16 protein-coding genes and 1 tRNA gene are annotated in these 12,319 nt (G+C 56.7%); 6 read left to right on the top strand and 11 right to left on the bottom strand.

From position 1 onward, the window contains the following. The first annotated feature begins 71 nt into the window (after window positions 1–71). The 6 genes from AC1XDK_RS06175 to AC1XDK_RS06150 all read left to right on the top strand — a co-directional run bounded on the left by AC1XDK_RS06175 (window position 72) and on the right by AC1XDK_RS06150 (window position 2,781). Window positions 72–476: a type IV pilin domain-containing protein gene (locus AC1XDK_RS06175; RefSeq protein ID WP_483348941.1), complete on the top strand. Its 405-nt coding sequence runs from the start codon at window positions 72–74 to the stop codon at window positions 474–476. Window positions 477–825: 349 nt separating this feature from the next. Continuing rightward, window positions 826–1,392 (top strand): hypoxanthine/guanine phosphoribosyltransferase, encoded by a 567-nt coding sequence (gene hpt / locus AC1XDK_RS06170; protein WP_483348940.1) that lies wholly within the window; start codon window positions 826–828, stop codon window positions 1,390–1,392. Between the two features lies 1 nt (window position 1,393). Next, complete coding sequence (locus AC1XDK_RS06165; RefSeq protein ID WP_483348939.1) at window positions 1,394–1,735, top strand: hypothetical protein; 342 nt, start codon at window positions 1,394–1,396, stop codon at window positions 1,733–1,735. 44 nt (window positions 1,736–1,779) lie between these two features. After that, window positions 1,780–2,031 carry a hypothetical protein gene (locus tag AC1XDK_RS06160; RefSeq protein WP_483348938.1) on the top strand — a complete coding sequence of 84 codons (252 nt, stop codon included), beginning with the start codon at window positions 1,780–1,782 and terminating at the stop codon, window positions 2,029–2,031. Between the two features lie 3 nt (window positions 2,032–2,034). Next, window positions 2,035–2,562 (top strand): hypothetical protein, encoded by a 528-nt coding sequence (locus AC1XDK_RS06155; protein WP_483348937.1) that lies wholly within the window; start codon window positions 2,035–2,037, stop codon window positions 2,560–2,562. A 6-nt stretch (window positions 2,563–2,568) separates the two neighbouring features. Then, complete coding sequence (locus AC1XDK_RS06150; RefSeq protein ID WP_483348936.1) at window positions 2,569–2,781, top strand: hypothetical protein; 213 nt, start codon at window positions 2,569–2,571, stop codon at window positions 2,779–2,781. On the opposite strand, the gene AC1XDK_RS06145 is transcribed toward AC1XDK_RS06150, so the two are convergent. The 11 genes from AC1XDK_RS06145 to AC1XDK_RS06095 all read right to left on the bottom strand — a co-directional run bounded on the left by AC1XDK_RS06145 (window position 2,778) and on the right by AC1XDK_RS06095 (window position 12,142). Further along, window positions 2,778–3,035 carry a hypothetical protein gene (locus AC1XDK_RS06145; RefSeq protein ID WP_483348935.1) on the bottom strand — a complete coding sequence of 86 codons (258 nt, stop codon included), beginning with the start codon at window positions 3,033–3,035 and terminating at the stop codon, window positions 2,778–2,780. The two genes, AC1XDK_RS06150 and AC1XDK_RS06145, sit on opposite strands and share 4 nt — an antisense overlap. Window positions 3,036–3,075: 40 nt before the next feature. Then, the gene (locus AC1XDK_RS06140) at window positions 3,076–3,561 is read right to left on the bottom strand and encodes a hypothetical protein (RefSeq protein WP_483348933.1); all 486 of its coding nucleotides are present in this window, start codon (window positions 3,559–3,561) and stop codon (window positions 3,076–3,078) included. Then, a complete protein-coding gene (locus AC1XDK_RS06135) occupies window positions 3,561–4,052 on the bottom strand; it encodes a hypothetical protein (protein ID WP_483348932.1) in 492 nt (163 codons plus the stop codon). Before AC1XDK_RS06135 ends, AC1XDK_RS06140 begins: the two co-directional genes overlap by 1 nt. A 79-nt stretch (window positions 4,053–4,131) precedes the next feature. Further along, entirely contained in the window at window positions 4,132–5,499 is a 1,368-nt protein-coding gene (locus AC1XDK_RS06130) for an ABC transporter ATP-binding protein (protein ID WP_483348931.1), read from the bottom strand. Further along, a complete protein-coding gene (locus tag AC1XDK_RS06125) occupies window positions 5,472–6,620 on the bottom strand; it encodes an ABC transporter ATP-binding protein (protein WP_483348930.1) in 1,149 nt (382 codons plus the stop codon). The genes AC1XDK_RS06130 and AC1XDK_RS06125 overlap by 28 nt, the downstream gene beginning before the upstream one ends. A 3-nt stretch (window positions 6,621–6,623) precedes the next feature. Further along, window positions 6,624–7,580, bottom strand: a complete 957-nt coding sequence (locus AC1XDK_RS06120; protein ID WP_483348929.1) for an ABC transporter permease — start codon at window positions 7,578–7,580, stop codon at window positions 6,624–6,626. Between the two features lie 3 nt (window positions 7,581–7,583). After that, a complete protein-coding gene (locus tag AC1XDK_RS06115; protein ID WP_483348928.1) occupies window positions 7,584–8,570 on the bottom strand; it encodes an ABC transporter permease in 987 nt (328 codons plus the stop codon). A gap of 186 nt (window positions 8,571–8,756) precedes the next feature. Then, window positions 8,757–10,817 carry an ABC transporter substrate-binding protein gene (locus AC1XDK_RS06110; RefSeq protein WP_483348927.1) on the bottom strand — a complete coding sequence of 687 codons (2,061 nt, stop codon included), beginning with the start codon at window positions 10,815–10,817 and terminating at the stop codon, window positions 8,757–8,759. A 143-nt stretch (window positions 10,818–10,960) separates the two neighbouring features. After that, window positions 10,961–11,200, bottom strand: a complete 240-nt coding sequence (locus tag AC1XDK_RS06105) for a hypothetical protein (protein WP_483348925.1) — start codon at window positions 11,198–11,200, stop codon at window positions 10,961–10,963. Window positions 11,201–11,284: 84 nt separating this feature from the next. Further along, on the bottom strand, window positions 11,285–11,968 hold the full coding sequence (locus AC1XDK_RS06100; protein ID WP_483348924.1) for a type 1 glutamine amidotransferase domain-containing protein: 684 nt from the start codon (window positions 11,966–11,968) through the stop codon (window positions 11,285–11,287). 99 nt (window positions 11,969–12,067) lie between these two features. Continuing rightward, window positions 12,068–12,142 (bottom strand) — tRNA-Met (locus AC1XDK_RS06095). Window positions 12,143–12,319 lie beyond the last annotated feature (177 nt).

Genomic DNA, 12,319 nt, shown 5'->3' with positions numbered 1-12,319 from the left:
AATTGTCGGTTCGATGACCGGCTTCGGAGCGTTCAGATGGTGCGACCGCGCGTCGAAGGAGAAACCAAAACATGACACTCAAAGAAAAAGTAGCCTCGAAGTTATCCGAAACGCGAGCAGTGAGTCCCGTCATCGGCGTGATTCTGATGGTTGCCATCACGGTTATTCTGGCGGCAGTCATCGGGACGTTCGTGATGGGATTGGGGAATAACGTAGATAAGAATGCACAAGCGGGTGTTTCGTTCGACCAAAATTCAACAGCAGTTGATATTCAGTTGACGTCGCTAGGTAATGTAAATGATGTCTCAAGTTTTTCCGTCGCGGCGAATGGAGCCTGTGGAACACCAACACCGGTTAATTTCACTAAAGTTGGAGACATTATCACTGTCGATAGCTGCGCAGCAGGTGACAAGATAACCGTTACCGCAAGTGTAGATGTTGATACAAACGTCGTCGCAACTTACACTGCCAACTAAGTAGACTAACTCTTCCATTCCTATTTTTCATTTCGAACTATGCACAGACAACAATATCATCTTAGTTCAAAAGGATGGAAACAAATCGAACCCTGCTGGGTTAGGGTAGGGGTGTTGGCAATCGATTTGTCGCGGGTCTCTCCCACCCGCGTTTATTCGTAGGCGAAGGAGCGTAAAAGTCGTGAGCCTTACCCGCGGTGAAAGTGGACGGACGACAGCAGGGTCCATTCTTCCCCGGAATCGACGAGAACCCACGCGAGCGAACTCGCTGGTAGTCACGGACAGACACGGTACCGCGCCGTCGAACGCGATACCGGCATCTTTTACTGATGGACTGAATACCCCCAGCATGGACCAGTTGAAGGAGTCGCTTCTGGAAGCCCCGATCATCGAGAAAGAAGGCTATCACTACTTCGTACATCCCATCAGCGACGGGATTCCGATGCTCGAACCGACGCTCCTGCGCGAAATCGTCATCAAGATCATCCGCAAGACGGACTTGGAGAACGTCGATAAGATCGTCACCCCGGCCGCGATGGGGATTCACCTCTCGACCGCCGTGTCGCTGATGACCGACATCCCGTTAGTGGTCATCCGCAAGCGCCAGTACGGACTCGACGGCGAAGTCTCGCTGTCCCAGCAGACGGGTTACTCCGAGAACGAGATGTTCATCAACAACGTGGACGAGGGCGACCGCGTGCTGCTGCTGGACGACGTCTTGAGTACGGGTGGGACGATGAAGGCCGTCACGCAAGCGCTCGAATACATCGGCGCGGACGTGGTGGACGTGTGTGCCGTCATCAAGAAGGTCGGCGCGAACGAGCTGGACGATACCGACTATCAGGTGAAGACGCTCATCAACGTGGACGTACAGGACGGAGAAGTCGTCATCATCGACGAAAACGGCGACGGGTGAGATGTTCTCCCGCCAGTTCCTGTCGATGGCCTCGACGACCACGCTCGTAATCGGAGCGCTCCTCGTCGGTGACGCCATCCACGGATCGGTCGTGGTGGGCGCATATGGCGTGACGTCGCCTGCGTTCGTCCTCCGGTTACTGCCCGGTCTCGCGTTCATCTGGGTCGGATACACCCTGCGGGAGCACCACGAGAAATTCCTCAACTCGTATTTTGCGGGGCGGGAAGCGGCGGCGAGGCCCGACGATTCGGGCGAGGAGTTCGACCAGCGGATGTCTCCGCTGTCGGACGAGAGCATGGAGAACCTCGAATCTCGCGAACGAGAGCGGAATAAAAATGAGTGAACTCGTTGCAGAACGTTTATGCTTGTGCCCCATTAGCACAAAGCATGGCGTTGAAGACTAGTGTCCCGAAATCACTGCGTGGTCCGATTGGGCTGCTATCGATAATCGTTGCCCTACTTGGTGCGGCTATTGGCTACATTTTCCTCCTGTTCGGGCTGTCGCTGTACTTCCAGTTGATTCCGCAGATGAACGATACGATGACGCAGAGCGAATCGCTCGTCGTAATCGTGACCGGTATCGCCGTCATCGCGGTCGGCTACAGCGGCTGGAAAGGATTCCACTACTTCGCGTACTGACGTATGGATATTCGAAATCACCCTGATGCTCCCGACTTCGAGGAACTCCAAGACGTTCTCATCGAACCCGTTCCGCGGGAGGAAATCGAGGAACGAAGGACCGCTGGCGACGTACTCGTCGAGGACAACGTTCGGGAACGAGAGGACTTGAACGTCGTCGCCTACCTCAGCGGCGACCCTAACGCGTCCGATACCGACAACATCGGCGTTCCGCTGTACCGTCTCGTCCAGTTGTTCGGAACCCCACAGCTACCCGAACTGCAGGCTGGAGAGGACATCAGTGGCCGGGAAGATGCTACGTTCAAATATCTCTTTCGGGTGACGCATAAGGGGTCTCCCGATGAACTGCCAACGAAGTGGCTCATGACGATTCACGATTCACACGTCCGATTCGCTGCCAGCGTCGCCGAATGGCGCGACGAGGAGACGGCGTTTACCGCCGACTCGAAACTCGCGCTGACGACCTATGCGCTCGCACTCCAACTCGTCCTCGAACCGGTCGAGTGCGTTTACGAGGGGTTGCGCTTCTAAACCACCATGGACGACCTCGGAAACCGGTTATTCTACTGGGTGAGCGACGAGGCTAACTTTTCGCTGCTGTTGTTCCTCGTCGTCGCGCTCCTTGGGGGGGCGAGTCTCGTCCTGTTCGTGGTTTCGAACCAGCGGTCGGCGACACGGTTGGAGTTCGCTCTCCTCGTATCGGCGATGGTCGTCATGTTCTACATGACGCTTCGCAACAGCACGTTCTAACGCGTGAGGACGTGCATGATGGCGAAGACGAGCGTAATCGAAGCGACGAGCAGTCCCGCAAACACCGGAATGATGGCGCTATAAGAATAGAGTCCGTACCAGTATCCACCGTAGGTTAGCACGATGAGTGCCGGTACCGAGAGGACGAAAAAGAGCGAAGAGAGGTAACTCGCCAGCGTCGGGTCGTCGCCATGCTTTGCGAAGGTTCCACGCTCACGAACCGACCGCTCCCGGGTTGGTACGTCTTTCGACACGAACGAGGGTACCGATGGCCGAACCAAAACTGTCCCGGTTTTAGCTTGACACGTACGCGCTCACTATGAGCGTGGAGAGATACGCACCGAGATACACCGCCCCGTAGACGATAATGGCGGCGACGATAGCCGTCCCGGTCAGTTTCGGAAGCAGGATGTCACGGGCACCGGCCGTGTACGGAAGAATCCAAAGCGGAGCAACCCACGCCAAAACTAAGGCGACAGTACCGACGAAGAACCCGACGAGTCCGACGCGGATGCTTTCGTGCAAATCGTGCGCCACGAGATGAGCAAACACGCCCGCGAGAGCGAGGGGGACGAGTACGAGCGTCGGGTCCATCGAAACCACCATCAGCTCCGACAGATTGTAGGTGAACGCCGCCATTCCGCCGATGAGGCCGACTACCGCTCCTTTTCCGACGAGTGCAAATCGTCGATGATGGACGCTTCCGCGACGGCGATCGGTCGACCACCCGTTCGTTTCCGTTTCGGAGTTCGTGTTCCTGTTCGTCTCCGTTTCCGTCATCAGTTCGAACCTCCCGCGTGCAGAGGAACGTGTACGCTTTCCTGTCCGATTCTACCACGGAGGCTCCCCGAGAACGATACAGACCCCGAGCGTACCGCACGTTTCGTCTGGGAAACCCGGTCAGGGTTTAGGTCGATTTCGACCTGCAATGTCACCGTCTCCTTCGCGGGAATCGTCGTCTCGCCGAACGGCGTCGTCGTTCCGTCCGATAACTGCGTCTCGCCATCGTAAACGTGTATCAACCCGCTGTAGAACACGATATCCCGTCTCGTCGGGTTGTGAATGGAAAGCGTCGTCGTGAGGGACTCACCGCCGTCGGTCACAGCCGTATTCGAAGTCGTCACATCGACGGAACCGACGTTCATCATTGCAACGTGTCCCTGCATGGTCGGAACGAACAACCACGCAGTGACGAGTGCCGTAACGACGATTGCGGCGACGAGAAGAGGCCGTTCTGGCCGGAGGACGGAACGAGCGGTTGAACCTGACATTCGATGACATTGTCTATGCGTGTCATTACCGTAAGGGTTTCCTTTTTCACAAAAAAGAGGTGCGAGGCGATCTCGACGCTCAGTCCGAAGCGTCCGGCGCAATCGTCTTCCGGTTCGCGGCGGACGAACCGTAGAGATGGCATGCCGTCACCTGTTCGCCCGACTGGCGGAGTTCCGGGGACTGTCGCTCACAGATAGAGTTGAACACTCTATCGAGTTGCTCCAACGCGTCCTCCTCGTTTCCTTCTAAGAGGTCACGCGTGGCCGACCGGAGGGCGTTTTCGGCCTGTCTTGGCATATCGAGCGAATCGACATCGACCGTTCCCCTTCCGTCACCGGCGACTTGGTGCTCTTCGGGGAGTTCCAGCGAGAGACCCGTTTCGAGGGTGGCGTCGACCGCCCTTCGCTGCTCGGCGTACTCTTCCGTGATCTCTTCCACCGGAATATCGTCGGTCTGAACGCGACGTTTGAAATTGCATCCGCGCCGGAACGCTTCCTGACTCCCACTCCAATCTTCCGGAGGAATGATGTTCGCACATCGGGGATGGAACTGACATCCGGATGGCGGGTTTCTCGGGTTCGGCACTTCGCCGGTCACGTTCGCTCGCCGACGCTGTGCGCCGGGTTCGATTTCCGGTACCGCGTCGAACAGCGCTTCCGTGTACGGATGTTTCGGGTCGTTCACCACGTCGTCAGTCGGTCCCTGTTCGACGATGCTCCCGAGATACATGATGGCGGTACGGTCACACATGTAGCGAATCAGGGAGAGGTCGTGGCTGATGAACACGTAGGTCAACCCGTACTCGTCCTGTAGTTCCTTCATCAGGTTCAACACTCCCGCACGAATCGACACGTCGAGCATCGACACGGGTTCGTCACAGACGATGAAGTCAGGGTTGACGACCAACGCACGCGCGATGGCGACGCGTTGGCGCTCGCCACCCGATAGTTCCTTGGGGAACTCGTTCAAATAGGCCTCCGCGGGGGCGAGTCCAACGTCGTTCAACACCTGAACGACACGTTCACGGCGATCTTGATAGCCGTCCCCGATGTCGTTTATTTTGAGTGGCTCGACGACCGACTGGAACACCGTCATCCGGGGGTTCAGACTCTCGAACGGGTCCTGGAAGATCATTTGGACGCGCTCTCGGAACTCCCGTTGGTTCTCGCGTAGCAGTTCGGACATATCCCGTCCGTCGAACATGATTCTCCCCTCCGTCGGTTCGTACAGTTTGACCAGCAACTTTCCGAGCGTGGTCTTTCCACAACCGGATTCGCCGGCGATACCCATGATATCGCCTCGGTTGATGGTCAAATCGACGTTCTGGACGGCTCGAACCGGCTGTGCCTCTCGACCGAGTAGTTGGTCGATAGCGCTCTGCGACAGGTCGAACAACTTCGAGACGTTCTGTATCTCTACTAGTGAGTCTGCGTTGTTTGTTGCCATTTTTCCTCCTTACGAGCCTCCGCGCGCATCGTTTCGAGTTCGTTTACACGATAACACGCCGACCGGTGGACGTGCGGCGAACTCGCTTCGGTTCGTTTTCCGGCTTCTGCCTGCTCCGTATCGTACATCGGTGGATGTGCCGAATGACACTCGTCCACGGCGAACGGACACCGTGGAGCGAAGCGACATCCGTCGGTAGGGTCGAGCAACGTCGGCGGCGACCCGGGTATCGAGATGAGGTTCTGGTCTACCTCCTCGACCGTCGGGAACGAGTTCTTCAAACCGAGCGTGTACGGGTTCGCGGAATCGACGAGAACGTCCTGCATCGGGCCGCTCTCCATCATCTTTCCGCCGTACATGACCGCGAGTTGATCACAAATCTCGGCCATGACGCTGACGTCGTGGCTGACGACGAGAATGGCGACGTCGAACTCCTCTTGGAGTTCTTCTAACTCCTCCAAGATGCGGTCTTGGATAATGACGTCCAGTGCCGTCGTCGGTTCGTCCGCGATGAGCATGTCCGGGTTACACGCCATCGCCATCGCGATGACTGCACGCTGTTTCATTCCGCCGCTGTACTGGTGGGCGTAGTCGTCCGCACGGTCGGGGTCGATACCGACTCGCTCGATGAGGTCGCGCGCACGTTCGTGGGCCTCTTCCGGCGGCGTATCCGGTTCGTGGCGCAAGATGGCTTCGACGATTTGGTCGCCGACTTTGTACACCGGGTTGAGCGCGTTCATCGCACTCTGTGGAATCAGCGCGATATTTCGCCACCGTATATCTCGAATCTGCTGGTTGTCCAACTGTGCGAGGTCCGTCATTCCGTCCGCACGAACCGGATATCGGTCGTCGTCGATTATCTCTCGACGTGCGTTCCCGCGTTCGTCTTCCCACTCGGGGAGTGTCCCGTCGAACCAAATCTCGCCGCTCTCGACGTACCCGTTCGAGTCGAGCAAGTGCATGAGCGACTTTGCCAACGTGGTCTTTCCGCAACCCGATTCACCGACGAGACCGTACGTCTCGCCGTGTTCGACGTTGAAACTGACGCCATCGACGGCGTGAACTTGCTTGTCCCCGGCGTCGTAGCGAACACAGAGATCGTTTACTTCTAGTAGTGACATGGTTTACTCCTGTGGATTAGCGAGGTCCTCCACCGAGAATCCGATGAAGTAGAACGCCGCCGCGATGGACGTAATCGCCAGCCCTGGCGGGATGAGCCACCACGGTGCCTCGAAGACGTAATTTTCGGATTTGATGTTCTGGATCATGATTCCCCACGAGTTGTTCGTGAAGTCGCCCAGACCGAGATACGCGAGTGACGCCTGTGCGATGATCGCGCCTGCCGCGTCCTGTGCGAGAAACACGAACGCGAGCGGAATGACATTCGGCAGGATATGTCGGAACACGATTCGCGTGTCGCTCGCACCTGCGACCCGTGCCGACTCGACGTACGCCCGTTCCTTGAGCGACAACGTCTCCCCTCGGATGAGGATGCAGTTGTTGAGCCACGACGTAATCGCGATGCCGAGGATGATGTTCGTCTGGCTGATACCGCGAATCGAGACGAGGACGATGAGGAACGGCAGGAACGGCATTCCGTACATCACGTCCACGATTCGTTGAATGGTCTCGTCTATCCACGTGTCACCGTAGAATCCGCTGATGAGCCCGAGCGGAACCCCGACGAGGCTGGAAAGGATTCCGGCTGCAAAACCGATGTAGAGTGCGTCTTTCGCAGCGTACACCAGGAGGGTGAAAATCCCCTGACCCGCCCTATTCGTCCCGAGTGGGATGAAGGCCGGGTCACCGAACGCGGGCGGATGTGGCAACTGTTGGGTCTGCTGAAGTGACATGCGAGCGTACTGGTCGTTTCCGATGAAGACGCGCCACGATGGATTGTGCGGCGCGAATACCGACGGAAACAGCGCCCAGAGGACGTAGATGACGAGGATGAGGAGTCCGATGACACCCATCTTGTGGTGCGTGTACCTGCTCCATCCGCGTTTGAACCGTTCGATTCGTGGCTCCCATCGCTCCTTGAGCGCGTTCGTCGTGGATGCGTTTTCGGATTGTGTTGACATTAGTTACTCACCTCCGAATTTGATCCTCGGGTCGAGGAAAGTGTACGCGACGTCCGTGAGTAGCCGCATCGTGATGATCATGACGGCGAGCATGAAGAACGCCGCCTGCGTGATGGGGTAGTCACGGCCGAAGACTGCACCGACCAGTAGTTTCCCGATTCCGGGCCAACTGAACACCTGCTCGATGATGACACTCCCGTCCACGAGGAACGCGAGGCCGACGATGGCCTGCGTCGCGACCGGAATCAGCGCGTTCCGAGCCGCGTGTTTCATCAGTACTGTCCGTTCGCTGAGTCCCTTCGCCCGCGCGAGGAAGACATAATCTTCCCCGGTGACGTTGTTCATCGACGGTCGCATGACGAGCATCGACCCGACCCACCCGACGAACGCAACGCTGACCAGCGGAAGCGCGATGTGGTGTAAGATACTACTCATCGCCAGTACGGGCGTCCAATCTTGTATCCCGAACTGGTCTACCATGTATGCACTTCGCAACCAGTTTAGCTTGTAGTCGAACAGCCAGATGAAGAGCCACGAAATCCAGAACGCGGGCATGGAGTACATCGTGAGCCCCGACGTGTAGACGAACTTGTCCTTGTTCGTCCCTCGCCACCAGCCCAGATACATGCCGACGAGCGGGCCAACAGTGTACGAGATGACGAACCCGGCACCGAACAGGATGACTGTTCGCGGGAACCGTCGAATGATGACGTCCCAAACGGGAACCTGCTTGGTCGGCGACCGACCGAAGTTTCCGGTCTGATAGTTTATCATGAAGTCCACGTACTGACGCCACAGCGGTTCGTTGAGTCCCCACTGCTCCTGAAGCCGTGCGATCTGTGCCGGTTTCATCTCCGGCGTTATCATGCTCGAAATGAACGACCCGGGCATGCTCCGAATGAGCACGAACAGAATCGTCATTATGACCAGTAACGTCAGATAGGAGACTACCAGACGTTTCGCGAGATACCGGGTGCTAATCCTCGTCATTTTCTGTCATCCGTTGATTTTGGTATGCTACTTACCATATCGTCTTACTCTTGCGTAACTATGCCATTCATGGCATACGTTCATTATCAATGTAGTGATTCTCGTGTCGGTTGGGTATTAAATTCAGCCACCGGTCTACCGTTCCCAATAGTGCGAAAAAACCACTCTCGAAGGCCGAAGACGTGGTTACTTCTTCAGGTTCTCTTTGAGGTAGATACTGCTGTACTCGGTGCTCCAGTTCGCGTATCCGGGGTCGACGATGTTCTCGACGAACCCGTCGAACTTCGCCGAGTTGACTGGCCAGCGGTATTTTGCGTAGTCACGGAGCATGTACGGCATGTCGAGATAGATTCGCTCCATCGCCTTCGCGTACTTCTTGGAGCGTTTCTTGGGGTCGGTTTCTTTGTATGCACTGGCAAGCAGTTCGTCCGCACTGCCGCCGGAGATTCCGTATCCCGTGGAGTTGTACGCGAATTTCTCCGTGTCCTCGCCCGCGTTATCGGAGTGGAAGAACGACCAGAGCGATGTCCCGTAGGGACTAGTTCCGCCCCAACCCATCGGGTACACGTCGAACTCTTCGGTTTCGTACACCTTTCCGCTCATGGTGTTGAACGCGACGGGTTCGGTTTTGACCGGGATACCGACCTGCTGCATGTTCTTCTTCCACTGTTCGATGGCTTTCGCCTCCTGTGGCTGTTCACTTGGCGGGTCGATGAAGAGGTTGATGGCGTCGCCGTCCATCATCTCCGGGATGGTCTTTCCGTCTACGCGGATCTCCTTATCAACCTCGACCTTCGCGTTTTTGAGGTTGTCAGATTTGACCGAACCGAACGTGTACTTGTACTTCGCTTTCGATTGGCTAGACTTGATACCGGAGAACGTACCGGGGAAGTCCTTCCCCACGTAGGTACCTTTCGAGCCGTCGACGACGGTTCCGTTCTTCAGGAATTTGCGAACGCCGTCGACTTTAGGTTGCTTGCTCCCTTTCTTCCCACGGAAGTCGAACGCGTTCGTCCGTGGGTCCGTGAGGAGTTCGCCGCCGTAGACGGTTTCCGGACGAACGCCTTTGTAACCCGGCGACTGAGCGTAGTCACCCTTGATGACGTAGTTCCCTTTCAGCTGCTCGACCCAGTATATGTCGTCGTACATGAACGACATCGCCTGTCGGAGCGCCACGTCGTCGAGCGGAGCGCGACGACAGTTGAATCCGTAGTAGGAGAAACCGCTGTCGTATCCCTTTACGAGACCCTTGTCGTCCGATTTCTTGACCTTCGAAATCTTCGAGGTTTCGAGACTCCCGTAGTGGGTGTCGACCTTGCCGTTCAGGAACGCTTGCGTGAGTGGCGACGTTCCGCCGTACACCTTGAAGTTCACGCCGTCGAGGAACGGACCGCCGTGGATGAGCGAGTCGTGTTCTTTCTTCCAGTCGAGCTTGTTGAGTGCGTAGGTGTTCTCGATGTAGTCGCGTCGGAACTTTATCTGCATCGAGGTGTCCGGGTTCCACTGGACGAGTTTACCCGGCCCGGTTCCGACCGGACCCTCCTCGTTCTCCTTCGTCGGGTCGTAGTTCTTGTAATCGACGCCTTCCCACTTGTGTTTGGGGATGATCGGGGGGTACCCGAGAACCTTCGAATCCCACGTTCCGACCTGATGGGCCAGTTTGATGTGGAAGTCCCAGTCGTTTTTCGCCTCCTCGATCATCTCGTAGTCGTTCCAAACCGAGAACTGTCCCGGTTCGTTGTCGAGTTGGAACTGGTAGGAGTACAGGATATCTTCCGTCTTGAACTTCTCTCCGTCGTTCCATTCGAGACCCTTTTTGCGGGCGTTGAAGTAGACGTCCGGTTTCTCCTTGTCGGCGTTTTTGATAGTCCAGTCCGTGAAGACGCTCGGTTTGACCTCGAACGTCACCGGGTCCTGTTCGATACCGTAATCGTAGACCGGGGAGAGGGCGACCGCGGAGTAAACGCTGCCGGACAGCATGATGTTCGGACTGTCTGGCGCTTCTGCCATCCCGTATCGAAGCGTTCCGCCGGGTTCGATGTCGTCGGGGCTCAGACTGTTCGTACTCGGAGCTTGAGTTGTCTCATTAGTGTCACCACCATCGTCAGTACTCCCATCATCGGTTGTCTCCTTGTCTCCATTGCTGGAACAACCTGCGAGGGAGAGAGCAACAGCACCTGCCCCGCTCGCCTTCAGAAAGTTCCTTCGGGTATCGTCAGCACCACTCGGGTTGCGTCGCCGTGGCATACCAAACACTTGTAGAAGATGTATTTAAAACTACTGGTTGGCAGAACTTTTTAGTTTTATGAGTGTTATAGCAGTCCTCTTCGGTGGAAAACTAGTTACCGTTATCGATACGAAGAGGCCTCAAATCACTAGAATCAATCCGATTATTCGGTGGCCGCTTCTCGAGCCAACATCCCATAATAGATCGTCCCGGCGAGCGCCGTCGAACCGAGGAGAATATGTGAGTCAAAAGACAGCATCCCCGAATTGGTCTGTGTCCAAGCGATACTTAGCCCGGACCAGATGGTAGCGATGAAAAACCCAGCGGTCAGCAACCAGAGTCCCGTCGACTTTCGACCGGAGCGCAAGGCAACGATAGCGGTTATCATGACGCCACCTGCCATTACTGCCAAAACGCTACGCGTGCCTATCATCTCGTGTCAACTGGGAACGAATCGGGTATAAATCACGCGCTTTTTGCTCACCAGTTATCCGATATCGAGCGCGGAGAGAAGTGACTTCGCTGCCGCGTGAGACGACCCCGGGCCGCGGGCGGTCAGCAGGTCACCGTCGGTTCGCACGCTCGTCTCGGCGTCGAGTTCCGCATCCCAGACACCGCCCGCCGCTTTCACTTCGTCCTCGACCCAGTACGGGAGTTTCCGTCCGTCGGGCATGCAGTCGTTCTCGTCCACGATTCCCTCCTCCCAGTCGTTCGGAAAGCCAGTGACGCTTCGACCGTCCACGAGGAACTCATCGTCACTATCGCGGGTGAACGCCAACAGTCCGACGGCGTGGCAGACGACGAGTGCTTTCGTGTCACCCGTTTCCACTGCATCGCGGAGAAGGGCCCGAGCGTGACGGTCCTGATTTACGTCCCACTCCGTTCCGTGTCCACCGGGAAACACGACGGCATCGTACTCGTCAGCGCTCGTCGTCGCCAACGGAATCGGGTTTTGTATTCGTGGGTCCGATTCGTTGGCTTCGCGGACCCGCTCCGCGGTTTCCTCGCCGACGTTCTCCGGATCGACGGACCGCTCATCGACGACCGGTTTCCCGCCGCTCGGGGTCGTGACCGTAATTTCGACCCCCGCATCGTCCAGCGTCTGTAGCGGTTCGATACACTCCTCTCCCCAGTATCCTTCCTCGCTAACCACGAACAGTGCGGATGCCATGGATGGTACTACCGGGTCGCGAGGAATAAGTAGGACGGCACCGGCCGTTTTTGAGGGAAACGAGAAACGTAGTCGATATCGAAACGTATCGTCGGAAAATAGCGGGAGGTAGATTTGAACTACCGATCTGCGGGTTATGAGCCCGCCGGAATCTCCTGGCTATCCCATCCCGCTACCAGTTTGTACTGCCGTCGGCTAGTTAAGGGTTATGATTCGACCGCCGTATGTGATTTTGTAAAACGAGAGACTGGGTAGATGTCGAAACGAATCGAGTGAAAATAGCGGGAGGTAGATTTGAACTACCGATCTGCGGGTTATGAGCCCGCCGGAATCTCCTGGCTATCCCATCCC

It is taken from the genome of Haladaptatus sp. HS23 (assembly GCF_056892285.1).
The sequence above is the reverse complement of the archived record's forward strand: the minus strand, read 5'-3'. Positions and strand labels throughout refer to the sequence as shown.